Raw genomic sequence first — 26,209 nt, 5'->3', positions numbered from 1 at the left:
GGTCCGCCACGGGCCGGGGGCGTCCGGCGCCGGACGCGGCTTCTGTCCGGAAGAAGACGCTCATGGGCGCGTGACGGTTGCCGGGCATGTTCCGAAGGCATGCTCAACCAGGCACTTTTGCGTCCACAGCCGACCATTCAAGATCACTTCCGGCCGACCCGGGGGCGGGTTGTCGGTGGCAGGTGCGAGGATGCCTCCAGCACGTCGCATCCAGGGGTCGGGAGCCCCGCGCCGTGCCGACCTGTACCGGGCGAAGCGTCCGTGCCGGGTGGGGGGAGTCACAGGGCGGTTCCCCTGCCGGGCACCTCGCGCAGAAGGGACCGCTGACGGCGATGCAGATCCGGCTGACCGTCCTCGCGCCGTACGCCGGCCACGGCGCCGGGCGTGCGTGCGACGTGCTCGTCACGGCCCCCGCCGGGACGGCTCTCGCCGCCGTGGCCTCGAATCTCGCCGCCGCCGTCACCGGCCCCGACACCTCCGCGTCGGGCACCACCGTGCTCTACGCGGGCGCGGAGCGGCTCGACGGCCGCCGCTGTGTGCTCGGCGAGCCCCCGCTGGTCGACGGAGCGGTCCTCTCCCTCCAGGTCCCCGGCCCCGACGAGCGCGCCGACGAGACGGCCACCGCCCGGCTGCACGTGGTCGCGGGACCGGACGCCGGCGGGGTTCATCTTCTGCACGGCGGACCGATCAGAATCGGCCGTTCCGCCGACGCCGACGTACCGCTCGACGACCCGGACGTCTCCCGCGCCCACTGCACGGTGACCGTCGGCGAGGACGGCCGCGTCACCGTCGCCGACCGGGGCTCGACCAACGGCACGACGCTCGACGGCGCACCGGTCGGCGACCGCCCGGTCCGCTTCCTCCCCGGCGCCCTGCTGCGCCTCGGCGAGTCCGCCCTCCGCCTGACCGGCCCGGGCGACGACCTCGGCGGTACGGAGACGAGGGCGACGGCCCCGGACGGCGAGGGCCATCTGCGGGTGGCCCCGGCGGGCGACGGGCGGGACTCGGCGGAGCGGACCGACCGGCCGGGACCGGCCGGCGTACCCCGTACGGCTCCCGCGGGCCCGCCGGACGACACCACCCACGGCGGGGCGCGCGGCATCCTGTCCGGCACCCCGGCCGAGGACCCGTACGACGGGCGCCACGGCGCCGACTCCCCCGGCCACGCGCGCGCGGGCGACCACCACGACGGAGACGGCGGACCCGAGGGCGGAGAGGCCCACGGCAGGACCCGCCCGGCGCGGGGCGACACGACGCCGACCGGCTCCACGCGCGCGGGCGGCAAGCGCGGACTCGGCGCGTGGGCCCGGCGGCTGACCGGCGGCCGGGAGGAACTCCCGGCCGGCGTCTCCGACCTCCGCACCGCACCGGACACCCACGCCGGCACCCGGCCCGGCGCCGGCGTGCGGAGCGGCACCCCGGCGCCCCCGCCGGTGGCCGACACCTGGCCCGACCCGGCCACCGTCCTGCTCACCGCCCTCGGCCCCGGCCCCCGGCTCTGGGAGCGCGACCGGCACCACCCCGAGTCCCTCGTGGTCCGGCTCGGCACGACGGACCGCGCCGAGCTCTCCGGCGTACCGGTCACCGTGGCGCTGCGCGAGGCCGGGTCCCTCGGTCTCGCCGGCCCCGCCGACCGGCTCGCCGGACTCGCCCGCTCGGTGGTCGCCCAGCTCGCCGCCCTGCACTCCCCCTCCGATCTGGAGATCGTGCTCATCAGCGCCGACCGGAACCGCTCGCTCGACGAGCGGCGCCGGGCCTGGGGCTGGCTCGGCTGGCTTCCGCACGTCCGCCCGGCCCACGGCCAGGACTGCCGGCTGCTCCTGGCGTACGACCGCGAACAGGCCCAGGCCCGTACGGCGGAGCTGACCCGGCGGCTCGACGACGGTCCGCTCGGACCGGGCTGGCCCAGCGCCGACCGCGCGTCCGTCGCCGAGGCCGCCGCCCGCCACGAAGGGCCCACGACGGTCGTGGTCGTGGACGGCGACCCCGGTTCGGCCGCACTGCGCGAGACGGTGGCGCGGCTGGCCGGCGCCGGCGCGGCGGCCGGCATCCATCTCCTGTGCCTCGCCGAGGCGCCCTCGGCCTCCCCGGTCTCCCCGGTGGCCGCCACCTACGAGACGGCCTGCGCCGCCTCCCTCGCCTTCCGCGAGTGCGGGGCCGCGGCGCTCCTCAGCGGTGACGTGGCGACGGCGCTGCGACTGCTCCGGACCTCCGGCGGGCGGGTCGCGGGCCACGGCACCGTCGGCGTGGTCGACGCGGTCTCGGTCGCCTGGGCCGAGCGGTTCGGCCGCGCGCTGGCCCCGCTGCGTACGGACGCGGCGGCCGCGCCGGGCGCCCGGGCCGCCGCGCTGCCCCCCTCGGCACGTCTTCTGGACGAGCTCGGGCTCGCCCGTGCCACCCCCGCCTCCCTGATGGCCCGCTGGGCCTCCGCCGGGGACGGCACGGCCGTCCTGGGCGCGGGGCCGCGCGGGCCGCTGGCCGTGGACCTCACCAAGGAGGGCCCGCACCTGCTGATCGAGGGCCCCGCGGGGAGCGGGCGGACGGAGCTGCTCCGTTCGATCGCCGCCTCGCTCGCGGCCGGCGGCCGCCCCGACCGGCTCGGCCTGCTCCTGGTGGACGGGGCGGGCGGCGAGCGCGGCGAGGGACTCACGGCCTGTACGGAGCTGCCGCACGTCACCGAGCACCTGGTCGCCTCGGACCCGGTGCGGATGCGGGAGTTCGCGCAGGCGCTCGGCGCGGAGCTGAAGCGCCGTGCGGAGATCCTGGGCGACGGCCACTTCGCCGACCGCCGGGGCACGCGCGCGGCGCCCACGGCCGCCGACCGGCTGATCGGCCAGCGCTCTCCGAGCGCGGCGGAGTCCGTGCCCCAGGGCGCTCGCGCGACCGTCCGCCTCCAGGACACGGGCGACCTCGCGGACCGGGCGAGCGGTCGTACGCTCCGCACGGGCGACGGCACGATCGGCGCCCTCCCGAGCACCAGGAGCGGCCGCACGGGTGGCCCGTACCCCGGAGCGGACGACCTCGGCGGCCGCCCCAGCGGCCGGATCACGTACGGCGACGTCGACAGCCGCGCGAGCGGACGCACCCCCTACCCCGGCGACCTCGACAGCCGCGCGAGCGGACGCACCCCCTACCCCGGCGACCTCGACAGCCGCGCGAGCGGACGCACCCCCTACCCCGGCGACCTCGACAGCCGGGCGAGCGGCAGGGTCGCGTACCCCGGCTCCGAGGACCTCGGCGCGCGCCCCAGCAGCCGCACGCTCCGCACGGGTGACGAGGACCTCGTCACGGACCGGCCGAGCGGACGGACGGCGCGCACCGGCGCGGAGGACGTGACCGGGTACGCGAGCGGACGCACGCCCCGCACCGGCACGGACGACCTCGGCGGGTACCCCGGCGGACGCGCCCCCCGCACCGCCGACGGCTCGCTCGACGAGCGGTCGAGTGCCCGGACGCGGCCCGGCGGCGACGCCTTCCTGGCCGACACCCCCAGCGGGCGGCTGCCGCGCCGGGACGGCGGCCCCCTGGACGACCGCCCGAGCAGCCGCACCCTCCGCACGGGGAACGGCGACCTCGCCGACCGCCCCAGCGGGCGCGTGCTCCGCTCCGGGGACGGGGACCGGGTCTCCCGGCCCGCGGGTGACGAGGCGAGCGGCCGGATCCCCCGGCCCGCCACCGGTGAGCACGCCCCCGCGCGGGCCGCCGGCGCCGTCCACCTCCCCCGGCTCGTCGTCCTCGTCGACGACTTCGACGCCCTCGTCGCCCCCGCCCTCGGCGCCTCCGGGCGGCCTGCCGCCGGGTCCGTCGTCCGCGCGCTCGAAGCCGTCGCGCGGAACGGCGAGCGGCTCGGGGTGCACCTCGTCGCGACCTCCGCGCGCCCGGACCGGACCGCCGACACGGAGCTGGCCCACGGGGCCCGGCTGCGGATCGTGCTCGACGCGCCGCCGGTGACCGCGGGACCGGACGTGCCGGCGGCGGGGCGTGGACGCCTCGGGCATCCGGACGGCCGGGTGACCCCGTTCCAGGCGGGCCGTGTCACCGGCCGGATCCCCCGGACGGCGACGCTCCGCCCCACCGTCGTGCCGCTGGAGTGGGAGCGGATGGGCGATCCGCCCACCCGCCGCCCGGTCCGCGAGCTGGGCAACGGACCGACGGACCTGGCACTCCTCGCGAGTGCGCTCGACCGGGCCGCCCGCTCGGTCGAGGCGGCTCCCGTGCCCCCGCTGACCCCCGCGACACACGGCTGACGCGACGTCACGAGGGCGTCACGATCGCCCGCTTGACACGGAAGGCGGTATTGCGGGGCCCCGCCACCCGGCGTAGACCTGTCGGCACGGGACAGCGAAGCGCACGGGAGAGACGGGGCAGCGATGCGTACAACTCTTCGGCCACGCAGGGCCGCGGTGACCATCACGGCGTTCACGGCACTGACCGCACTCGCCCTCGCCGCCTGCGGTGGTGGCGGGGCCGAGAAGGACCCGGGGGAATCCGGGCCCAGCGGCGGCGCCCTCCCCCTCAAGGGCGAGAAGATCGAGGTCGCGGCCGTCTGGACGGGCCCCGAGCAGGAGAACTTCACCAAGGTCCTGAAGGAGTTCGAGAAGCGCACCGGCGCGACCGTCACCTTCGTGCCCGCCCAGGACCCGATCGTGAACTTCCTCGGTACGAAGATCGCGGGCGGTTCGCCGCCCGACGTCGCGATGCTCCCGCAGGTCGGCGCGATCCGGCAGGCCGCCGCCCAGAAGTGGCTCAAGCCGGTCGGCCCGGAGGCGGAGGCCCAGCTGGCCGCCCACTACTCGCGCGGCTGGCAGGAGCTCGGCGCGGTCGACGGGACGCAGTACGGGGTCTATTTCAAGGCCGCCAACAAGTCCCTGGTCTGGTACAACACCGCCGTCTTCGAGAACGCGGGCGCCGCCGAGCCGAAGACCTGGAAGGAATTCCTCACCACCGCCGAGACGATCTCGGCCTCCGGCGTCACTCCGGTCTCCGTGGGCGGCGCGGACGGCTGGACCCTCACCGACTGGTTCGAGAACGTCTATCTCTCCCAGGCGGGCCCGGCCAAGTACGACCAGCTGGCGAAGCACACGATCAAGTGGACGGATCCGTCGGTCACCGCGGCCCTGACCACGCTCGCCGAGCTGTTCGGCAAGCCGGCGCTGCTCGCGGGCGGCGCGAGCGGCGCGCTGCAGACGGAGTACCCGGTCTCGGTCACCCAGACCTTCACGGGCGGCGACCAGCCGAAGGGCGCGATGGTCTTCGAGGGCGACTTCGCGGCCGTCAACATCGCCCAGACCGAGGCGAAGATCGGCACGGACGCCAAGGTCTTCCCGTTCCCCACCGTCGGCACCGGCACCGCGCCCGTGGTGACGGCGGGCGACGCGGCCGTGGCCCTCAAGGACACCAAGGGGGCGCGGGCGCTGCTCGCCTTCCTGGCCTCCCCGGACGCGGCGAAGATCTGGGCGGCCGAGGGCGGTTTCCTCTCCCCCAACAAGAACCTGGCCCCCTCGGCGTACCCGAACGACGTCCAGCGCGAGATCGCCAAGGCGCTCATCGGCGCCGGTGACGACTTCCGCTTCGACATGTCGGACCAGATGCCGCAGTCCTTCGGCGGGACGCCGGGCAAGGGCGAGTGGAAGGCGCTCCAGGACTTCCTGAAGAACCCGAAGGACATCGCGGGCACACAGGCGCGCCTCGAAGCGGACGCGGAGAAGGCGTACCGGGCCGCGGCGAAGAGCTGAGGCCCCGGATGCCGCGGACCGCCCGCATCCCCACCACCGCAAGCAACGGCAACGGCGGGAAGCCCCCCTCCCTCCGCAGCGGCCACAGGAGCAGGACGTTGGCGGCGGGGTTCCTGCTCCCCGCCCTGCTCCTGCTCGGCGCGCTCGTCGTCTACCCGATCGGGTACTCCGTCCAGCGTTCGCTCTTCGACCGCTCCGGCTCCTCCTTCGTCGGCCTGGACAACTACCTCGCCCTCGTCACGGACGAGTCGCTCCGCACCGCCGTCCGCAACAACGTGATCTGGCTGGTCCTCGCCCCGGCGGTCGCGACGGCCCTCGGTCTGGTCTTCGCCGTGCTCACCGAACGCGTCCGCTGGGGTACGGCGTTCAAGCTGGTCGTCTTCATGCCGATGGCGATCTCGATGCTCGCCTCCGGGATCATCTTCCGGCTGGTCTACGAGCAGGACCCGGACCGCGGGGTCGCCAACGCCGTCTGGGTCGGGGTCCACGACACCTTCGCCGAGTCCTCCGGGTTCCCCCGGGCCCGGCCGCTGCCCGTCCATCCGCTGAAGGCGGCCGGCGGCGGCGCGTTCGTCACGAAGGAGCCGGTCCGCGCCGGGGAGCCCGTACCGCTGCCGCTGATCGGGGTGGCGCCGGGGCAGATGCCGAAGGAGGCACGGCCGGCCCGCCCGGCCCCTCCGGCTCGGGAAGGGACGCCCGCCGCGGGGACGATCGCCGGTACGGCCTGGCTGGACTTCACCCGGGGCGGCGGCGGACGGCCGAACACGGTCGACCCGGCCGAACTGGGCCTCGCGGGGCTGCGGATCGAGGCCGTCCGGGACGGAAAGGTGGTCGCCGAGACCACGGCCGCCGCCGACGGCACCTTCACGCTGCCCGCCGACCGGGCGGACGGAGCCGTGCTCCGGCTGCCGGCGAGCAATTTCCGGGAGCAGTACAACGGCGTGGAGTGGCTGGGCCCGACGCTCGTCACCCCGGCCGTGATCGGCGCGTACGTGTGGATGTGGGCCGGCTTCGCGATGGTGCTGATCGGCGCCGGGCTCGCCGCCGTGCCGCGTGAGCTGCTCGAAGCGGCGCGGGTGGACGGGGCGAACGAGTGGCAGGTGTTCCGCCGGATCACGGTGCCGCTCCTGGCGCCGGTCCTCGCGGTCGTCCTCGTCACCCTGATGATCAATGTGCTCAAGGTCTTCGACCTGGTCTTCGTCATCGCTCCGGGCTCCGCCCAGGACGACGCGAACGTGCTCGCGCTCCAGCTGTACCGCTCGTCGTTCGGTACGGACGCCGATCTCGGGGTCGGCTCGGCCATCGCCGTCCTGCTGCTGCTCCTGGTGGTCCCGGTGATGGTCCTCAACATCCGCCGCCTGCGCCGGGAGGCCCGCCGATGAGTTCCTCCGCCACCCGCACCCGCGCGCGTACCGCCGCCGCCGTGCCGCTCGCGGGTTCCCCCTCCCGCAGGACGTTCGCGGCGCGGGCCACCGCCCGTGCCGCCGGGGGCGCGGTCCGGGTGTTCCTCGTCCTGGCGGGTCTGTTCTGGCTGCTGCCGACGGTGGGGCTGCTGCTCTCCTCGCTCCGCTCGCCCTCCGACATCGCGGCGAGCGGCTGGTGGCAGGTGTTCACGGCCCCGGCCCGGCTGACCACCGAGAACTACACCCGTCTCCTCACGAACGAGACGATCACCGACTCCCTGCTCTCCACGGTCCTGATCACCGTCCCGGCCACGCTGCTCGTCCTCGTCATCGGCTCGTTCGCCGGGTACGCGTTCGCGTGGCTGGAGTTCCCGGGCAGGGACTGGTGGTTCCTGGGCGTGGTGGCCCTGCTCGTGGTCCCCGTGCAGGTCGCCCTGGTCCCGGTGTCGAAGCTCTTCGGGGCGGTGGGGCTCTTCGAGACGACCCTCGGGGTGGTCCTCTTCCACACGGCCTTCGGGCTGCCGTTCGCGATCTTCCTGCTGCGGAACTTCTTCGCGGAGATCCCGCGCGAGCTCCTGGAGGCGGCGCGGCTCGACGGGGCGGGCGAGATCCGGCTCTTCACCCGGGTGGTGCTGCCCCTCGGCGGTCCGGCGATCGCCTCGCTGGGGATCTTCCAGTTCCTGTGGGTCTGGAACGACATGCTGATCGCGCTGATCTTCGCGGACTCGCAGTCGCCGCCGATCACGGTGGCGCTCCAGCAGCAGGTACGGCAGTTCGGCAACAACGTCGACGTACTGGCACCGGGGGCGTTCGTGTCGATGGTGGTGCCGCTGGTGGTGTTCTTCGCGTTCCAGCGGCAGTTCACGTCCGGGGTGATGGCGGGCGCGGTGAAGTAGGACCCCGTCCCGCGGAGGCGGTACCCCGCGGCACCCGCGCGGCGCTCAGGCCCTGAGCGCCGCCACCGCGGACCGCGCCAGGTCGTCCACGTACCCCGGGGGCAGCGGGGTGCGGACGACCACGAGGCGCCAGTAGAGCGGCCCGACGACCAGGTCGAGGGCGCGGCCCGGGTCGGCGCCCTCCGGGAGTTCTCCGCGTGCGACGGCCTCGCGGACGATCCGGGTCATGACGCCCTGCTGGCCGTCGAGCAGCACTCTCTTGACGGTCTCGGCGATCTCGGGGTGCCGGGCGGCCTCGACGAGCAGGTCGGGGATGACCTGCGAGGCGACCGGGTGGCGCAGGGCGTGCGAGGCGACTTCGAGGAGGGCGCGGACGTCCCCGTACAGGGAGCCGGTGGCGGGCGCCGGCAGGCCCTGTGCGGCGAAGGCGCCGACGAGGTCGAGGACGAGGGCGAGCTTGGACTTCCAGCGCCGGTAGACGGCGGTCTTGCCGACCCCGGCGCGGCGCGCGATGCCCTCGATGGACATCCGGGCGAAGCCGACGGCCGCGAGCTCCTCGAAGACGGCGGCGCGGATGGCCTCGGTCACGTCCTCGCGGAGTACGGCGGCTCCGGCGGGGGCGCGGCGGGGGGTCGGTTCGGTCATGAACGGCATCCTAACCAACGGCGATGCCTCGGATCCGTAACGACGATACGGTTGCGTTCCGACGTGGAAGCGCCCTACTGTCCCCGTAGCGACGATACGGACCCGTTCCGTCGCCGACGACGTACGCCGCACATCCCCTCGTCGAAAGCGCCCGCCCGTGACCACGACCGTCGACCCGCCCGCGCGGCGGACACCCGCAACCCAGGCCCCCGCACCGCAGGTAGCCGCACCGCAAGCCCCCGCACCGCAGGCAGCCGCACCACAGGCCTCCGCCGAGCACCCACCCGCACCGCGGGCACCCTCAGCGCGCACCCCCGAGAAGGACCTGCGCGCCCTCGCCCTGCGCCACGGCCTCACCGTCAGCGGCGCCCGCCCCTCGCTCCCCGCCTACGCCCGGCAGCTCTGGTCCCGCCGGGACTTCATCGCCGCCTTCGCGACCGCCCGCCTGACCGCCCAGTACAGCCAGGCGCGGCTCGGCCAGGTCTGGCAGGTGATGACCCCCCTGCTCAACGCCGCCGTCTACTACGCGATCTTCGGCGTCCTCATGGACGCCAAGCAGGGCGTCCCCGACTACGTGCCCTTCCTGATCACCGGTGTCTTCGTGTGGACGTTCACCTCCGACACGGTCATGGCCGGCACCCGGGCGATCAGCGGCAATCTGGGCCTGGTCCGCGCCCTGCACTTCCCGCGCGCGAGCCTGCCGATCTCGCTGGCGCTCCAGCAGCTCCAGCAACTGCTCCTCTCGCTCGCCGCGCTCGCCGTGATCCTGTTCTGCTTCGGCGAGTTCCCCACCTGGAGCTGGCTGCTCGCCGTCCCCGCCCTCCTCTGCCAGGCACTGTTCAACACGGGCGTGGCCCTCGTCCTGGCCCGGCTCGCGGCCCGGACACCGGACATCTCGCAGCTGATGCCGTTCGTGCTCCGAACCTGGATGTACGCCTCGGGCGCGATGTGGTCGATCCAGAACCTGGCGAGCGGCGGACGCTTCCCCGGGGGCGTGGTGCTGGCCCTCCAGTGCAACCCGGCGGCGGTCTACATCGACCTCATGCGCTTCGCGCTGATCGAGAGCCACACCGCGGCCCAGCTGCCGCCGCACGTCTGGGCACTCGCCGCCGGCTGGGCCCTGCTGGCCTTCGGGGGCGGTTTCATCTGGTTCTGGAAGGCGGAGGAGACGTATGGCCGTGGCTGAGGAAGAGAAGACCCCCACCGTCGTGGCCGCCGGCGTCCACATCACCTACACCGTCCACGGCGGTCACACCGGCGGCCGGGGCGCCGCGACCGCCGCGCTGAGCCGGATCCTTCGGCGCGGCGGGGCCGCGCCGGCCGCGCGCCGGGTCCATGCCGTGAAGGGGGTCAGCTTCGTCGCGCACCGGGGCGAGGGGATTGGCCTGATCGGTTCGAACGGATCTGGGAAATCCACGCTCCTGAAGGCCATCGCGGGCCTCCAGCCCGTCGAACGGGGCCAGGTCTACACCCAGGGGCAGCCCTCGCTCCTCGGCGTCAACGCGGCCCTGATGAACGACCTCACCGGCGAGCGGAACGTCATTCTGGGCGGCCTCGCCATGGGCATGAGCCGCGCGGAGGTCCGGGAGCGGTACGACGGGATCGTGGACTTCTCCGGCATCAACGAGAAGGACGACGCGATCTCCCGTCCGATGCGGACGTACTCCTCCGGGATGGGAGCGCGGCTGCGCTTCTCCATCGCCGCCGCGAAGAGCCACGACGTCCTGCTCATCGACGAGGCCCTGTCCACCGGCGACGCGCGCTTCCGCCGCCGCAGTCAGCGGCGGATCGACGAGCTGCGGGCGGAGGCGGGCACGGTCTTCCTGGTCAGCCACTCGAACTCGACCATCACGGAGACCTGCGAACGCGCGCTGTGGCTGGAGGCGGGCACGCTGCGGATGGACGGCCCGGCGAAGGAGGTGGTGGCGGCGTACGAGGAGTTCACCGCGACAGGGACCGGACCGGGACCCGAGAAACCGGGCAAATAGCACATTGCGGGCTACAGTACGGAGGGATGACGAACGATCACCCGCAGTCGCCGCACCGGACCGGGACCGAGCCCCCCTCCCTCACCGGATCCCCCTTCGACTCGGACACCTTCACCTCCGCCACCTTCGTCACCGTCGGCCGCGGCCCCCACCTCGCCCTCGCCGGCGTCTGGCTCCTCACCCGGGTCGGCATGGTCCTGCTGCTCCTCCGCGACAGCCTCGGCATCGGCGGGGTCGGCCGCGAGGTGGACCTCTACCAGCACTGGTACACCCAGTTCGCGCAGGGCACCTTCCCGCCCGGCGACGTCACCTGGCAGTACCCGCCCGGCGCCGGGCTCGTGATCATGTCGCCGGGCATCCTGCCCTGGCTGACGTACTTCCAGGCGTTCGTCGTCCTCACCCTCCTCGCCGACGCGGTCGTCGCCGGCGCCCTGGCCCGCGCCGACAGCGCCCGCCTCACCCACGGCGCCTGGGTCTGGGTCTGCGGCCTGCCGCTGCTCCTGCACCTGCCGCTCGCCCGGTACGACGTCCAGACCACGGCCCTCGCCGTGCTCGCGCTCCTCGCCCTCAATGCCCGCCCGACCGCCTCCCACCGGCTCGGCGGGGCACTCGCGGGCCTCGGCGCGATGGTCAAGGTCTGGCCGCTGCTCACCCTGATCGGCACCCCCCGGGGCCGTACCAGCCGCGAGGCCTGGACCGCCGCGGCCGTCACCGCCCTCGCCCTCCTCGCCACCCTCGCGCTCCTCTTCTCCGAGTCCCTCGGCTTCCTGCGCCAGCAGGGCAGCCGCGGCATCCAGATCGAGTCGCTGGGCGGCACGGCCCTCGCGCTCGCCCAAGCCACCGGCGTCTGGCCGGGCACGATCGACTTCCGCTACGGAGCCTTCGAGTACGTCGGCCCGTACGTCTCCACCCTCGGCCACCTCGCCCTGCTGCTCACCGTCGTCGCCCTCGGCTGGCTGCTCCTGTGGCGCGTCCGGGCCCGCCGCTGGACCGCCGCCACCCCGCTCGACGCGGCCCTCACCGCGGTCCTGCTGTTCACCACCACCAGCAGGGTGATCAGCCCCCAGTACATGATCTGGCTGCTCGGCCTGGCCGCCGTCTGTCTGACCTCCCGCACCACGGTGATGCGCCCGGTCGCGCTCCTGCTGGCCCCGGCGGCCGCGCTGAGCTCGCTCGCGTACCCCGTCCTGTACGACCAGGTCATCGCCGGCACCCCCCAGGGGCTGACCGTCATGGTCCTCCGCAACGGTCTGCTGCTCGCGGCGACCCTGCTCGCCGCCCGCCGCCTGTGGACGTCGACGGTGACGGGTCCCCCCGAGGAATCGGCCTAGCCGCACACGGGCCCGGCCCGCACAGCCTCAGCCGCACACGAGAAGGGCCCCGCCGGTCGTCCGGCGGGGCCCTTCCTCAACGCGTGACCAGCCGTCTCAACCGAGACCGGCCGGCTCCGGCACGACTAGCTGTGCGTGCGCAGCAGCGTGCGCATGGTCCGCATCGCCACCGACAGGTTCGCCAGGTCGAAGGTGTCCGAGCCCTGGATCTCCTCCAGGGTCGACTTCGCGCGGCCCAGGATCGCCGCGTTCTTCTCCTCCCAGGTCTTGAACCGCTGCTCCGGGCTCGACGAGCCGTTCCCGACCGTCAGGACGTCCGCGGTCAGCGCCGCGTGCGCCGCGAACAGGTCCTCGCGGATCGACGCGCGGGCCATCGACTGCCACCGGTCGTCGCGCGGCAGCTCGATGATCCGGTCCATCAGGTCGGTGATCCGCAGCCGGTCGGCCAGGTCGAAGTAGACCTCGGCGACGGCGAGCGGGTCCTTGCCCGTCCGGTCCGCGATCGCGACGACGTCGAGGATCGGGAAGGCGGACGAGAAGCCGGCGACCTGGAGCGCGAGCTCCTCGGGCACACCGACCTCGGTCAGCTCCTCGACGATCGACTGGTACCACTCCAGGTCCGAGCCGCGCAGCAGGTTCGGCAGCTGCGCCCAGACCTGCTCGACGCGCTCGGCGAAGAACTCGATGGTCTCGGTGAGCTGGAGCGGCTGCGGCCGGTTGTTGAGCAGCCAGCGCGTGCCGCGCTCGACCAGTCGGCGGGAGTGCAGCCGCATCCGGGTCTGGACGTCGGCCGGCACCTGGTTGTCGAGGGCCTCGACGGCGTCCCAGACCTGACCGAGACGGAAGACGACCCGGGCCGCGGTCTGCGCCCGGACGATCTCCTCGATCGACGCGCCGGTCTCCTCGCGGAGGCGGTGCAGGAAGGTCGAGCCGCCGGCGTTGACGGTGTCGTTGACCAGGACGGTGGTGATGATCTCGCGGCGCAGCGCGTGGTTGTCGACGGCCTCGGTGAACTTCTCGCGCAGCAGCGTCGGGAAGTACGCGTGGAGCAGCCCGCGCAGGTACGGGTCGTCCGGCAGCTCCGTACCGATGAGCTCGTCGGCCACCGTGATCTTGGTGTACGCGAGGAGGACGGCGAGCTCCGGCTGGCTCAGGCCGCGGCCGTTGTTGAGCAGCTCGCGGATCTGCCGGTCGTTGGGCAGGAACTCCAGGGAGCGGTCGAGCGCCCCGTCACGGCCCAGGCGGCGCATGAAGCGCTGGTGGGCGTGGAGGAGGGACGGCGACTGGGCGACGGCGTTGGCGAGGGCCGTGTTCTGCGCGTAGTTGTTGCGCAGGACGAGCGTCCCGACCTCGTCGGTCATCTCCGCGAGGATCTTGTTCCGCTGCTTGACGGTCATGTCGCCCTCGGCGACGAGCCCGTTGAGCAGGATCTTGATGTTGACCTCGTGGTCGGAGGTGTCGACGCCGGCGCTGTTGTCGATGGCGTCGGTGTTGACCTTGCCGCCCTGGCCCTCGGGGCCGCCGGTCCTGGCGAACTCGATGCGGCCCAGCTGGGTCGCGCCGAGGTTGCCGCCCTCGCCGACGACCTGGGCACGGACGTCCTGGCCGTCGACGCGGATGGCGTCGTTGGCCTTGTCGCCGACGTCGGCGTTGGACTCGGCCGAGGACTTGACGTACGTGCCGATGCCGCCGTTCCACAGCAGATCGACGGGCGCGTGGAGCACCGCCTTCATCAGCTCGGCCGGGGTCATCTTGACGATGCCGTCCTCGATGCCGAGGGCGGCCCTGACCTGGGCGTTGACCGGGATCGACTTGGCGGTACGGGGGTGGATGCCACCGCCCGCGGAGAGCAGCGACGTGTCGTAGTCGGCCCAGGACGAGCGGGGCAGGTCGAACAGCCGGCGACGCTCGGCGTACGAGACGGCCGCGTCCGGGTTCGGGTCGATGAAGATGTGGCGGTGGTCGAAGGCCGCGACCAGGCGGATGTGCTCGGAGAGCAGCATGCCGTTGCCGAAGACGTCGCCGGACATGTCGCCGACGCCGACGACCGTGAAGTCCTCGGTCTGGGTGTCGTGGCCCAGCTCGCGGAAGTGCCGCTTGACGGACTCCCAGGCGCCGCGGGCGGTGATGCCCATGCCCTTGTGGTCGTAGCCGGCGGAACCGCCGGAGGCGAAGGCGTCGCCCAGCCAGAAGCCGTACGACTCGGCGACCCCGTTGGCGATGTCGGAGAAGGTCGCGGTGCCCTTGTCCGCGGCGACCACGAGGTAGGTGTCGTCCTCGTCGTGGCGGACCACGTCGAGCGGCGGCACGACCTCGCCCGCGACCAGGTTGTCGGTGATGTCGAGCAGCGCCGAGATGAAGGTCTTGTACGAGGCGATGCCCTCGGCCAGCCAGGCGTCACGGTCCACGGACGGGTCCGGGAGCTGCTTGGCGACGAAGCCGCCCTTGGCGCCGACGGGCACGATGACGGTGTTCTTCACCATCTGCGCCTTGACCAGGCCGAGGATCTCCGTACGGAAGTCCTCACGGCGGTCGGACCAGCGCAGACCGCCTCGGGCGACCTTGCCGAAGCGCAGGTGGACGCCCTCGACGCGCGGGGAGTACACCCAGATCTCGAAGGCCGGGCGGGGCGCGGGAAGGTCGGGGATGGCCTGCGGGTCGAACTTCATCGACACGTAGGAGTGCGGCTTCCCGTCCGTCGCCAGCTGGAAGAAGTTGGTCCGCAGCGTGGCCTTGATGACGGTCAGGAAGGACCGCAGGATCCGGTCCTCGTCCAGGCTCGCGACCTGGTCGAGGGCGGCGTCCAGCTCTTCGAGGAGCGCGTCGATCAGCTCGGTGCCGGCGCGCTGGCGCTCCGGGGCCATCCGGGCCTCGAAGAGGTTGACGAGCAGCCGGGTGGTGTGGACGTTGTTGCGGAGGGTGTCCTCCATGTAGTCCTGGCTGAACGTCGCACCGGCCTGGCGCAGGTACTTCGCGTAGGCGCGCAGCACCATCGCCTCGCGCCAGGTGAGCCCGGCGGAGAGGACGAGCGAGTTGAAGTTGTCGTTCTCGGCCTCGCCGGTCCAGGTGGCGGAGAAGGCCTCCTGGAAGCGCTCGCGGGCGTCGTCGCCGAGGTAGTCGCCGCCGTTGGCGGTCGCGATGGGCATCCGCAGGCCGAAGTCGTAGACCCACGCGTGCGTACGGTCGGCGCAGCGCAGCTCGTACGGGCGCTCGTCGGTCACCTCGACGCCGAGCCGGTTCAGCACCGGGAGCACGGCGGAGAGGGAGATCGGATCACCCGTCTTGTAGATCTTGAAGCGGCGCTCGCCGGGGCCCGCGACGACCGGCTCGTACAGCGAGAGCGAGAAGTCCTTGCCGCCGCCGGTCCGGGTGAGGGCCTCCAGGTGGACCAGGTCGGCGACGGCCGCGCGCGGCGAGTGGTCGGCCTTGTAGCCCTCGGGGAAGGCGTTGCCGTAGCGGCGCAGCAGCTCGGCGGCACGCTCCTCGCCGCACTCGGCGTTCAGCGCCTCGCCGAAGCCGTCGGACCAGGAACGGGCGGCCTCGACGAGCCGGGCCTCGATGCGGTCGACATCGACGTCGGTGAGCTTCGCCAGCTCGGTGCCGGGCTGGACGCGGACGACGAAGTGCAGCCGGGACAGGATCGACTCGGTGTTCCAGGCGGTGAAGTCGACGCTGATGCCGTCGAGCTCCTCCTTCAGGAGGTCGATGAGCCGCAGCCGGACGCGGGTCGTGTAGCGGTCGCGCGGCAGGTAGACGAGGGCCGAGTAGTAGCGGCCGTACTCGTCCTGGCGCAGGTACAGGCGCAGCCGGCGCCGCTCCTGGAGGTACAGGACGCTGGTGACGATGGACTGGAGCTGGTCGGCCGGGGTCTGGAACAGCTCGTCGCGCGGGTACGTCTCCAGGATCTGGAGCAGGTCGCGGCCGTCGTGGCTGTTCGGCGAGAAGCCGGCGCCCGCCAGGACCTCCTGGACCTTGCGCTTGACGACCGGCACCCGGCGGACGGACTCGGTGTACGCGGCCGAGGAGAACAGGCCGAGGAAGCGGCGCTCGCCGATGACGTTGCCGTCGGCGTCGAACTTCTTCACACCGACGTAGTCGAGGTACGAGGGGCGGTGCACGGTCGAGCGGCTGTTGGCCTTCGTCAGGATCAGCAGCTTGTGCTCGCGCGCCTTGGCGCGGACGTCCTCGGGCAGCCGGCTGAAGGAGGGCGAGACGGGGTGGGCGTGGTGGCCCTGGTCGTCGCCCGTGTGCTGCGGGTCGGAGCGCAGGATGCCGAGGCCGGTGCCGGGCACGGCGGACAGCGCGTCCCCGTTGACCAGCTGATACTCGCGGTAGCCGAGGAAGGTGAAGTGATCGTCGGCGAGCCAGCGCAGCAGCTCCCTGGCCTCCTCCACCTCGGTGGGACGCAGGTCGGAGGCGGTGGGCTCGGCCGGAAGGCCCTCGGCGATCCGCAGAGCGGCGTCGCGCATCTTGTCCCAGTCCTCGACCGTCTCGCGGACGTCGGACAGGACTCGCAGCAGATCGGCGGTGATCTGCTTGAGGTCGGCGCGGTCGGTCTCACGGTCGATCTCGACGTGGATCCAGGACTCGGTGAGCGCGTCGTGCGGCAGCTCGCCCTGGATCTGCGCCGACAGGACCTCGATGAGCCTGCCGGTGACATCACGGCGGACGAGGACCTGCGGGTGGATCACGACATGGATGCCGCGGCCCTGGCGTGAGAGCTCGTTGGTGACCGAGTCGACGAGGAAGGGCATGTCGTCGGTGACGACCTCGACGACGGAGTGGCTGCTTGTCCAGCCGTTCTCCTCGACCGTCGGAGTGTGGACACGCACGTTCGCGGTGCCCTGCGGTCGGTTCTCCGCGAGGCGGTAGTGCGAGAGCGCGGCACCGAACACGTCGACCGGGTCCCGGTCGCCGAGGTCCTCCGGTGCCGTGTGCAGGTAGTAGCGCTGGAGGTACTCGAGCACGGTGTCCCGGTCCGGGCGCTCCCCGGCACCCTCCGGGCCCGTCGGAAGTCGCCCCCCGACCGGGCTGTGCTCAGCTACCCGAGAGGCCCTTTCGAGCAGCTCGGCCTTGGCTTCGTCCAGCTTGGTCTGCATGTCCTCTGACTCCTGTCGCGCGCCGTTGCGTGACGTCGGTGGAAGAAAGGGCGCAACGCCACGACGCGGTGATTCCGGTCGAAGACGACGTTATGCCCGCTTGAGAGATGCCCGGGGCGGTTTCGGCCACAGAGCGCGGCGCGCCCGGACGGAGAGGATCGGCGAACGCGCTGTCGGCCCGGCCGCTGTCGCGGACCGGGCGGCAGCCGGGGGCTTCACTGCCCCCTCGGCGTATCGCGCTGATCACGGCAAAAGCCTATCGCCCTCGCCCCCCGAACCGTCATGGTCCGTATGTGTACAAAAGAGGGGGTGGAAGTTTGACGTTCTGGACAGCGACACATGTCCTCTTGGCAAAGCGCCCCGCCGCGGGCAGCGTGTACGCGAGCATGGGCGCAGCACGGCAGACCGACCATCTGTGATCTGGGAGAGCCATGGCGAAGATCCTGATCGTGACCGGGGACGCGGCGGAGTCGCTGGAGGTGATGTACCCCTACCAGCGGCTGCTCGAGGAGGGTTACGAGGTCGACATCGCGGCCCCGGCCCGCAAACAGCTCCGGTTCGTCGTCCACGATTTCGAGCCCGGGTTCGACACGTACACGGAGAAGCCCGGCTACACCTGGCCCGCCGACCTGGCCTTCTCGGAGGTGGACCCGGGTGCGTACGTGGCGGTGGTGATCCCGGGCGGCCGGGCGCCGGAGTACCTGCGCAACGATCCCGAGCTCCGCAAGATCCTCAAGGCCTTCTTCGACGCCGACAAGCCGGTGGCCCAGATCTGCCACGGTCCGCTCCTGACGGCGGCGATCGGCGGCCTGGAGGGCCGCAGGGTCACGGCGTACCCGGCCCTGGAACTGGACATGCAGGCGGCCGGGGCGACCTTCCAGGACAGCGCGGCGGTGGTCGACGGCCTCCTGGTCTCCTCCCGGGCCTGGCCGGACCACCCCACCTGGATGCGCGAATTCCTCAAGGTCCTGCGCGCGAAGGGCTGACGGCACAGGGCGGCCGCGGGCGGCGTTCCGCCCGCCCGTCCCGGTGGGCGGCCGCGCCCACCGGGGCGAGCCCGTCAGACCAGCTCCTCCGCGACGGCCACGGCCTCGGCCAGCGAGTCCACCACGGGCACCCCCACCCGCTCCAGCGAAGCCCGGCTGTGGGATCCCCCGGTGTAGAGCACCGCCTTCGCCCCGACGTGCGCCGCGGCCAGGGCGTCGTCCGCGGCGTCACCGATGACGACGACCCGCTCCGCCGGAACCCCGCCGAGGGCGGCCAGATGCCGCACCATGTGCCCGGACTTCCCGTCCGTGGACGTGTCGACGCGCCCGTCCATCCGCACGAACCGCTCGGCGATCCCGTGCCGGCGCACCAGCGGTATCAGCTCCGCGTGCGGCGCGAGGGACAGCAGTGACTGTGTGAAGCCGGACTCCTGCCGTGCCGCGAGCAGCTCCGCGGCGCCGGAGGTGAGCCCGCAGTTCTCGGCCCGCGTCCAGTAGTGCCGATGGAAGACGCCGTCCATGACGGTCCACTCGGCGTCGGTGGGCAGCCGCCCCATGAGCCGCTCGTAGAACTTGGGCACCGGCACCGTGTACAGCTCGCGGTACCGCTCCAGAGTGATCGGTTCGAGGCCGAGCTCGGCGAAGGCGGCGTTGGTCGCCCCGATGACCGCGCCGGTGTCGTCCAGCAGTGTGCCGTTCCAGTCCCAGACCAGGTGCTTGCCGTGCAAGCTGTCGCGCTTCCCCATGGAAGGACGGTACCCGGCCACTCGGACACTCAAGATTCGAGCACGGGATCGGTGAGAGTCGACCCACCGGCCCGAACCGGTCGAGCCGGCCGAAGGCGCCGAACGGCCCTCACCACCCGCCTCAGCCCAGCAGCGCCGGAATCTCCTGCACCCCGAACCAGAGCAGTTCATGGTCCTCGGCGCCGTCGACGACGAACTGCGCGTCGTCGTCGCCCTGGTCCGCCGCGCCCAGCGCGTCCGCCGCCGCCGTCACGTCCGCCACCGCGTCGCCCGCGTCCGCGTGCACGGCCGCCGCCTTGGCGAACGGGACGGGTCCGGTGATCCGGACCTCGCCGATGGAGGCGACGGTGAGCCCCCCGTCGGGGTCCGTGACGGCGTCCTTGTCGGCGACGTCGACGGCCACGACGATCCGGCGCCGGGGGGCCTCGGGGTCGCCGGCCAGCAGCCGCAGGGAGGCGGACGCGGCCCGGTTGAGCGCCGCGTACTCCAGCTCCTCGATGTCGTCGGAGACGTACCACTCGCGCAGGGCCGGGGTGACGGCATAGGCGGTCAGCGGGCCGGATCCCAGCTCGCCCGCCTTGTGCGCCTGTGCGAGACCGGGGAGGGTCAGGGGGACGTACACGCGCATTGGCTGGCCGCTTTCGTAGACGGAGAGGCCCTCAGGATACGTGCGGAGTCCCCCTTCGGGGTGGTCGACCGGGGCAGGCGTACGTCCACTCCGGGAGGCCCTCGTCAGGACCCCCGAGAGCCGATTTTCCCCGGCGTCACCCGGATAGGTGATTCCGTTTTCGGTCCGCCCCGCGGCGACGGAGTCCTTGCGGGCCCTCCGAGCCCACCCGTACAAGATCCCCAACGGAAAGTTACCGACCGGTATCGCTCGGTGACGCAACGACAGGGGCTCGCCATGACCACCACGCTCACCACCACAGCGGCCACGCCCGCAGCCACGCCCACGCCGGCCCCGCACGCGGCCCCGCACCCGCCCGCCGTCACGCCCTCACCCGCCGCCCCGCGGCCGCAGCCCCCGTCACCCCCGCACCCCCACGCGCACCCCGCCACCGCGACCACCCGCCCCCGCACCCCACGCCCCCGCACCGCCCCGGGAGGCCCGGCGGGCACCCGCCCCCGCGGCCCCGCCGGCACCCACCCCCGCACGGCCCCGCCCCGCGCGACGGCCCCGCCCCGCGCCCTCCCCCCGCACACCGCCTTCGCCGAGCGCCTCCTCGCCGTGCTCAGCGGGGAACGCCCGGTCCACTGGATGCTGGGCCACACGGTCGGCGAGGCCTACGAGCAGCTCGTCCGGATCGCCCCGGAGACGCCCCTGCGTTCCCTCGGCCCCCGCCCGGTCCTGCGCCGCTGCTCGGTCCAGGTGATCGAGGACCGCACGGCGCTGGAGGCCTTCGCGACGATCGCCACCGGCCACCGCGTACGGGCGATGGCGTTCCGGCTGGAGCGCGGCGCCGACCAGCGCTGGCGCTGCGCCGCCGTGGAGCTCGACGGCCTCGGCGCGACGGCCCGCCGGGCATGACGAAGGGGCCGGCCACCCCTCGGGCGACCGACCCCTCCGCGAAGCACTCACCGCCTCAGCGGCAGCGCGTCAGCAGGCGGGTGTCACTTCTTGCGACGACGCCCGCCGCCCGCGTTCTTCTGCGCCTTGCGACGCTCCGCGCGGGTCATCCCGTCGCCGGCGTCCGCGTCGTCGGAGGCGAAGTCGCCCTCGACGACACCGCCGTCACCGTCGACGGTCGGCGCGGAGAAGTGCAGCCGGTCCGGCCGCTGCGGGGCGTCGAGCCCCTTGGCGCGGATCTCCGGACGCCCGGCCGGGACCGCGTCCTGCTTGTCCAGCGAGGGAGCGCTGGCCTGCACCGGGACCTCCTCGACCTGCTGCTCGACCTGGACCTCCAGGTTGAACAGGTAGCCGACGGACTCCTCCTTGATGCCCTCCATCATGGCGGTGAACATGTCGAAGCCCTCGCGCTGGTACTCGACCAGCGGGTCCTTCTGCGCCATGGCGCGCAGGCCGATGCCCTCCTGGAGGTAGTCCATCTCGTAGAGGTGCTCGCGCCACTTGCGGTCCAGGACGGACAGGACCACGCGCCGCTCCAGCTCACGCATGATCTCCGAGCCGAGCTGCTTCTCCCGCGACTCGTACTGCTCGTGGATGTCGCCCTTGATGGCCCCGGCGATGAACTCGGCGGTGATGCCCGCGCGGTCCCCGGCCTCGTCCTCCAGCTCCTCCACGGTGACCTTCACCGGGTAGAGCTGCTTGAAGGCGTTCCACAGACGGTCGAGGTCCCACTCCTCCGCGAAGCCCTCGGCGGTCTCCTGGCGGATGTAGTCGTCGATCGTGTCGTCCATGAAGTGCTGGATCTGCTCGTGCAGGTCCTCGCCCTCCAGAACGCGGCGGCGCTCGCCGTAGATGACCTGGCGCTGCCGGTTGAGGACGTCGTCGTACTTCAGGACGTTCTTGCGGGTCTCGAAGTTCTGCGTCTCGACCTGCGACTGGGCGGAGGCGATCGCCCGGGTGACCATCTTGTTCTCGATCGGCACGTCGTCCGGCACGTTGGCCATGGCCATCACGCGCTCGACCATCTGCGCCTTGAAGAGGCGCATCAGGTCGTCGCCGAGCGAGAGGTAGAAGCGGGACTCGCCGGGGTCGCCCTGACGGCCGGAACGACCGCGCAGCTGGTTGTCGATACGGCGGGACTCGTGGCGCTCGGTACCGAGCACGTACAGCCCGCCGAGGTCCTTGACCTCCTCGAACTCCGCCTTGACGGCCTTGACGGCGCGCTCCAGGGCGGCGGGGAGGGCCGCGGCCCACTCCTCGACGTGGTCGACCGGGTCCAGACCGGCCTGGCGCAGCTCGGCCTCGGCGAGGTCGTCCGGGTTGCCGCCGAGCTTGATGTCCGTACCGCGACCGGCCATGTTCGTGGCGACGGTGACGGCGCCGCGGCGGCCGGCCTGCGCGACGATGCTGGCCTCGCGGTCGTGGTGCTTGGCGTTGAGGACCTCGTGCTGCACACCGCGCTTGGAGAGCTGCTGCGAGAGGTACTCGGACTTCTCGACGGAGGTCGTGCCGACGAGGATCGGCTGACCCTTCTCGTGCTTCTCCGCGATGTCGTCGACGACGGCGGCGAACTTGGCGACCTCGGTCCGGTAGATCAGGTCGGACTGGTCCTTGCGGATCATCGGCCTGTTCGTCGGGATCGGGACGACGCCCAGCTTGTAGATCTGGTGGAACTCGGCGGCCTCGGTCATGGCCGTACCGGTCATGCCGGAGAGCTTCGAGTACAGGAGGAAGAAGTTCTGCAGGGTGATCGTGGCGAGGGTCTGGTTCTCGTCCTTGATCGCCACCCCTTCCTTCGCCTCGATCGCCTGGTGCATGCCCTCGTTGTAGCGGCGACCGGCGAGGATACGGCCGGTGTGCTCGTCGACGATCATCACTTCGCCGTCCATGACGACGTAGTCCTTGTCCTTCTTGAACAGTTCCTTCGCCTTGATGGCGTTGTTCAAGTAGCCCACGAGCGGGGTGTTCACCGACTCGTAGAGGTTGTCGATGCCGAGCCAGTCCTCGACCTTGGCGACACCGGCCTCGTGGATGGCGACGGTGCGCTTCTTCTCGTCGACCTCGTAGTCGCCGGTCTCCTCGATGCCCTTGAGCTGGTTGCCGGGCTCGCCCTTGGCGAGACGGGTGACGAGCTTGGCGAAGTCGCCGTACCACTTCGTCGCCTGGTCGGCCGGGCCGGAGATGATCAGCGGCGTACGGGCCTCGTCGACGAGGATGGAGTCGACCTCGTCGACACAGGCGAAGTTGTGGCCGCGCTGGACGAGCTCGTCCTGGGACCACGCCATGTTGTCGCGCAGGTAGTCGAAGCCGAACTCGTTGTTCGTGCCGTACGTGATGTCGCAGGCGTACTGCTCACGGCGCTGGGCCGGCGTCATGTTGGCGAGGATGCAGCCGATGGTCAGACCGAGGAAGCGGTGCACCCGGCCCATGAGCTCGGAGTCGCGCTCGGCCAGGTAGTCGTTGACCGTGATCAGGTGCACGCCCTTGCCGGAGAGCGCGTTGAGGTACGCCGGGAGGGTACCGACGAGGGTCTTGCCCTCACCGGTCTTCATCTCGGCGACATAGCCGAGGTGGAGGGCGGCGCCGCCCATCAGCTGGACGTCGTAGTGGCGCTGACCGAGGACACGCTTGGCGGCCTCGCGCACCGTCGCGAAGGCCTCGGGCATCAGGTCGTCGAGGCTCTCGCCGTCGGCGAACCGCTGCTTGTACTCATCGGTGAGCGCCCGCAACTCGGCGTCGGAGAGGTTGGTGAAGTCCTCTTCGATGGAGTTGACCTGGTCCGCGATGCGGTGCAGTTTGCGCAGGATCTTTCCTTCGCCTGCACGCATGAGCTTGTTGAAGACGGACACTGAGGCTGGTCTCCTTGCCGGTCGGGCCTGGCACTGGGTCTTGTCATGGACGCGAGCGCGGGCACGGCAGGTGGTCCCCACCGCAACGGCCATCGTAAGCGAGACCGCCCTCGCGAAGGGAGGCCCACAGTGCCGGAGCCGTACGCCCGCCCGCAAAGAGAACGCCCGAGGTGGGCGGAAGGTGCCGCCCCACCCGAAAAGTGTTCGCTTCCCGACCTCCGGCTCACCACAATCCACGCATGGAGCCGATCACCCTCACCACCGACCGACTGCGCCTGCGGAACTTCGTTCCGGAGGACCTCGAAGCGGTGTACGCCATCTGCCAGGACCCGGCCATCCGCCGCTGGACCGTCGTTCCCGACCCCTACACGCGGCAGGACGCCGAGCTCTTCGTGCACCGGCTCGTGCCCGACGGCTGGCGAGAGGACAGCGAGTACACCTTCGCCGTCGAACCGCTGGCCGGTGGCCCGCTGCTCGCCGCCGTCACCCTGAGCAGCCGGGGCGTCGGGGTGTGGGAGGTCGGCTTCTGGCTGGGCGGGGAGCACCGCGGCAGCGGCTATATGACGGAGACCGTCCGGGCCGTCGCCCACTGGGCCTTCACCGGGCTCGGCTGCACGCGTCTGGTGTGGCGCGCCGAGATCGGCAACGTCGGCTCGCGCGCCGTGGCCGAGCGGGTCGGCTTCGTCATGGAGGGCGACCAGCGGGCCGCCCTGACCAACAAGGGGACGCTCCGGGACTGCTGGATCGGCGCTCTGCTCCCCTCCGACTTCGGCCTCGCCGGCCCCCTCCCGTACCTCCCGGCCCGTGAACTGCCGTCCCACCCCTGACGCCCCCGCCCGGCGCCCCTGGGCCCGCCTCGCGTCCCCGGTGCGGATCACCCCCCCGGACGACTGTCAGTGCCGGGGCCTAGGGTGCCGTTCATGACGACTGCGCCGCGCCCCGCCGCCGAACTGTCCGCCGACGAAGCCCGCCGCATCGCGCTGCGCGCGCAGGGCTTCCTGGGCACGCCCGACCGGCGCGCGGGGGTGCGCGGCGTGCTGCGCGCACTCGGCCAGGTGCAGCTCGACACGATCTCCGTCCTCGCCCGCTCGCACGAGCTCATTCCGTACGCGCGCCTGGGCGCCGTCGGCCGTCCGGCGGTCGAGGACGCCTACTGGCCGACCGCGAGCGACAGCACCCCGCCGGAACGACCCCACGCCTTCGAGTACTGGTCGCACGCGGCCTGCGTGCTGCCCGTCGAGGAATGGCCCCACTTCGCCTTCCGCAGGCGCGCCTACCGCGACCGGCCCCACTGGGGCCACGAGCTGTCGCAGGAGGCGTACGACAAGGTGATCGCCCAGCTGCGGGCCGAGGGGCCCCGGACGGCGACCGAGCTGGGCGGCGCCAAGAACAAGGGCGAGTGGTGGGACTGGTCCGACGCCAAGATCGCCGTCGAGCGGGCGCTGATGTACGGCGAGGTGGTCGTCGTCGAGCGGCGCGGCTGGAAGCGGGTGTACGACCTGGCGGAGCGGGCGATCCCGCAGGCCCTGCTCCACGACGAGCTGGACGACACCGAGTGCGTACGGCGCCTTGTCCGGCAGGCGGGCGAGGCGCTGGGCGTGGGCACGCGCGCGGACATCGCCGACTACCACCGGCTCAAGGGCGAGCAGTTCGACGCCGTGGTCGAGGCGGCGGGCCTGGTGCCGGTCACGGTCGCGGGCTGGGGGAAGCCCGCCTGGGCGGACCCGGCGGCGCTGGCCTCGGAGCCGCGCGGCCGGCACCGTACGACCCTGCTCTCGCCGTTCGACTCGCTGATCTGGGAGCGGGCCCGTACGGAGCGGATCTTCGGCTTCACGCACCGTCTTGAGGCCTACGTGCCGAAGCAGAAGCGGGTGCACGGCTACTTCGCGATGCCGGTCCTGGCCGGCGGCCGGCTGGTCGGCCGGGTGGATCCGGCGCGGGAGGGCAGGACGCTCGTCGCCCGGCAGGTGACGCTCGACGGCCCGAAGGCCGTGCCGGCGGTGGCGCGGGCGCTGCGCGAGGCGGCCGAGTGGGTCGGCTGCGACACGGTGTCGGTGGTGCCGGACCGGGTGAACCACCCGGAGCTCGCACCGGAGCTGGTACGCGCCCTGGGCTGACCGCCCGGGCGGCCGGAGCCCGCGGGGCTACCGGATCTCGAGGATCTTCTCCCGCATCGCGTAGACCACGGCCTCCATCCGGGAGTGGAGCTGAAGCTTCTCCAGGATGTTCCGGACGTGGTTCTTCACGGTGTTCTCCGAGATGAACAACTCCTTGGCGATGTCCCGGTTGTTCATCCCGGTCGCGACGAGCTTGAGCACTTCCAGCTCACGGTCGGTCAGCCGGGGCGCGGGCACGAGCCGGCGCTCGTCGGTGCGCTGGATCATCGACTTGAACTCGGTGAGGAGCTTGGAGGCCATCGAGGGGCTGATCTGCGACTGCCCGTCCGCGACCGCGCGGATGGCCGTCGCGACCTCGTCGGTGGAGATCTCCTTGAGGAGGTAGCCGGTCGCCCCCGCCTTGATGGCGTCGTAGAGGTCGGCCTCCTCGTCGCTGATCGTCAGCATGATGATCTTCGCGCTGGGGGCCACCTCCTTGATGGAGGTGCAGGCCTCGATGCCGCCGCGCCGGGGCATCCGTACGTCCATCAGGACGATGTCGGGCAGCAGATCGGCCGCCTTGTCGACGGCCTCGGCGCCGTCACCGGCCTCTCCGACGACCTGGATGTCCTCCTCCTGCGCGAGGACGATCTCCAGTCCGCGGCGGAAGAGGGCGTGGTCGTCCACGACGAGGACCCGGATGGGCTCCTTGCGGAATCCACCACTGTCCGAATCCGATCCCTCCGGGACCGCACTACCGTGCTCCCGCCCGCTGAGCACCGGCCCGAAGCTGTCCGCCATCGTTCCTCCCCCTGAAGGCCGTGGCCTGAATTCGTTTCCGGTCCTCCAACCGGTACGCGATGGGCAC

17 protein-coding genes are annotated in these 26,209 nt (G+C 72.4%); 11 read left to right on the top strand and 6 right to left on the bottom strand.

Going from position 1 to position 26,209, the window contains the following annotated elements:
• Positions 1–332: 332 nt before the first annotated feature.
• The 4 genes from ACH4MY_RS29275 to ACH4MY_RS29260 all read left to right on the top strand — a co-directional run bounded on the left by ACH4MY_RS29275 (position 333) and on the right by ACH4MY_RS29260 (position 8,034).
• Positions 333–4,247, top strand: coding sequence for an FtsK/SpoIIIE domain-containing protein (locus ACH4MY_RS29275; protein ID WP_398006733.1), 3,915 nt, complete (start codon positions 333–335; stop codon positions 4,245–4,247).
• A gap of 123 nt (positions 4,248–4,370) precedes the next feature.
• Positions 4,371–5,735: an ABC transporter substrate-binding protein gene (locus tag ACH4MY_RS29270; RefSeq protein WP_398006732.1), complete on the top strand. Its 1,365-nt coding sequence runs from the start codon at positions 4,371–4,373 to the stop codon at positions 5,733–5,735.
• An 8-nt stretch (positions 5,736–5,743) separates the two neighbouring features.
• Entirely contained in the window at positions 5,744–7,117 is a 1,374-nt protein-coding gene (locus ACH4MY_RS29265; protein ID WP_398006731.1) for a carbohydrate ABC transporter permease, read from the top strand.
• Positions 7,114–8,034, top strand: coding sequence for a carbohydrate ABC transporter permease (locus ACH4MY_RS29260; RefSeq protein ID WP_398006730.1), 921 nt, complete (start codon positions 7,114–7,116; stop codon positions 8,032–8,034). The genes ACH4MY_RS29265 and ACH4MY_RS29260 overlap by 4 nt, the downstream gene beginning before the upstream one ends.
• A gap of 45 nt (positions 8,035–8,079) precedes the next feature.
• Here the strand turns inward: ACH4MY_RS29260 and ACH4MY_RS29255 are convergent, their stop codons facing one another.
• Positions 8,080–8,679 carry a TetR/AcrR family transcriptional regulator gene (locus tag ACH4MY_RS29255; RefSeq protein WP_398006729.1) on the bottom strand — a complete coding sequence of 200 codons (600 nt, stop codon included), beginning with the start codon at positions 8,677–8,679 and terminating at the stop codon, positions 8,080–8,082.
• A 325-nt stretch (positions 8,680–9,004) separates the two neighbouring features.
• On the opposite strand from ACH4MY_RS29255, the gene ACH4MY_RS29250 reads away from it, so the two are divergent.
• The 3 genes from ACH4MY_RS29250 to ACH4MY_RS29240 are packed head-to-tail and all read left to right on the top strand — an operon-like array spanning position 9,005 to position 11,998.
• A complete protein-coding gene (locus ACH4MY_RS29250) occupies positions 9,005–9,865 on the top strand; it encodes an ABC transporter permease (protein WP_398006886.1) in 861 nt (286 codons plus the stop codon).
• On the top strand, positions 9,852–10,667 hold the full coding sequence (locus ACH4MY_RS29245; RefSeq protein ID WP_398006728.1) for an ABC transporter ATP-binding protein: 816 nt from the start codon (positions 9,852–9,854) through the stop codon (positions 10,665–10,667). Before ACH4MY_RS29250 ends, ACH4MY_RS29245 begins: the two co-directional genes overlap by 14 nt.
• 26 nt (positions 10,668–10,693) lie before the next feature.
• A complete protein-coding gene (locus ACH4MY_RS29240) occupies positions 10,694–11,998 on the top strand; it encodes a glycosyltransferase 87 family protein (RefSeq protein ID WP_398006727.1) in 1,305 nt (434 codons plus the stop codon).
• Positions 11,999–12,123: 125 nt separating this feature from the next.
• Here the strand turns inward: ACH4MY_RS29240 and ACH4MY_RS29235 are convergent, their stop codons facing one another.
• The gene (locus ACH4MY_RS29235) at positions 12,124–17,097 is read right to left on the bottom strand and encodes an NAD-glutamate dehydrogenase (protein WP_398006726.1); all 4,974 of its coding nucleotides are present in this window, start codon (positions 17,095–17,097) and stop codon (positions 12,124–12,126) included.
• 431 nt (positions 17,098–17,528) lie between these two features.
• Between ACH4MY_RS29235 and ACH4MY_RS29230 the strand changes: the two genes are divergently transcribed.
• A complete protein-coding gene (locus ACH4MY_RS29230; protein WP_398006725.1) occupies positions 17,529–18,083 on the top strand; it encodes a DJ-1/PfpI family protein in 555 nt (184 codons plus the stop codon).
• Between the two features lie 74 nt (positions 18,084–18,157).
• On the opposite strand, the gene ACH4MY_RS29225 is transcribed toward ACH4MY_RS29230, so the two are convergent.
• Together ACH4MY_RS29225 and ACH4MY_RS29220 are read right to left on the bottom strand one after the other, a co-directional pair.
• Positions 18,158–18,829 (bottom strand): HAD family hydrolase, encoded by a 672-nt coding sequence (locus ACH4MY_RS29225; RefSeq protein WP_398006724.1) that lies wholly within the window; start codon positions 18,827–18,829, stop codon positions 18,158–18,160.
• A gap of 121 nt (positions 18,830–18,950) precedes the next feature.
• Positions 18,951–19,457, bottom strand: coding sequence for a DUF6912 family protein (locus ACH4MY_RS29220; RefSeq protein WP_398006723.1), 507 nt, complete (start codon positions 19,455–19,457; stop codon positions 18,951–18,953).
• Between the two features lie 276 nt (positions 19,458–19,733).
• Between ACH4MY_RS29220 and ACH4MY_RS29215 the strand changes: the two genes are divergently transcribed.
• Positions 19,734–20,357, top strand: coding sequence for an Rv3235 family protein (locus tag ACH4MY_RS29215; RefSeq protein ID WP_398006722.1), 624 nt, complete (start codon positions 19,734–19,736; stop codon positions 20,355–20,357).
• A gap of 83 nt (positions 20,358–20,440) precedes the next feature.
• Here the strand turns inward: ACH4MY_RS29215 and secA are convergent, their stop codons facing one another.
• Positions 20,441–23,245 carry a preprotein translocase subunit SecA gene (gene secA, locus ACH4MY_RS29210; protein WP_398006721.1) on the bottom strand — a complete coding sequence of 935 codons (2,805 nt, stop codon included), beginning with the start codon at positions 23,243–23,245 and terminating at the stop codon, positions 20,441–20,443.
• 239 nt (positions 23,246–23,484) lie between these two features.
• Between secA and ACH4MY_RS29205 the strand changes: the two genes are divergently transcribed.
• Together ACH4MY_RS29205 and ACH4MY_RS29200 are read left to right on the top strand one after the other, a co-directional pair.
• The gene (locus tag ACH4MY_RS29205) at positions 23,485–24,072 is read left to right on the top strand and encodes a GNAT family N-acetyltransferase (protein WP_398006720.1); all 588 of its coding nucleotides are present in this window, start codon (positions 23,485–23,487) and stop codon (positions 24,070–24,072) included.
• A 93-nt stretch (positions 24,073–24,165) separates the two neighbouring features.
• Positions 24,166–25,362: a winged helix-turn-helix domain-containing protein gene (locus ACH4MY_RS29200; protein ID WP_398006719.1), complete on the top strand. Its 1,197-nt coding sequence runs from the start codon at positions 24,166–24,168 to the stop codon at positions 25,360–25,362.
• Positions 25,363–25,389: 27 nt separating this feature from the next.
• Here ACH4MY_RS29200 and ACH4MY_RS29195 read toward each other — a convergent pair whose 3' ends face one another.
• Positions 25,390–26,142, bottom strand: a complete 753-nt coding sequence (locus tag ACH4MY_RS29195; protein WP_327162341.1) for a response regulator transcription factor — start codon at positions 26,140–26,142, stop codon at positions 25,390–25,392.
• Between the last annotated feature and the right edge of the window lie 67 nt (positions 26,143–26,209).

The sequence above is a fragment of the Streptomyces sp. NPDC017246 genome (assembly GCF_044331325.1).
Classification (GTDB): Bacteria; Actinomycetota; Actinomycetes; order Streptomycetales; family Streptomycetaceae; genus Streptomyces.
Note: the sequence above shows the minus strand (reverse complement) of the source record. Positions and strands in the feature narration are given on the sequence as shown.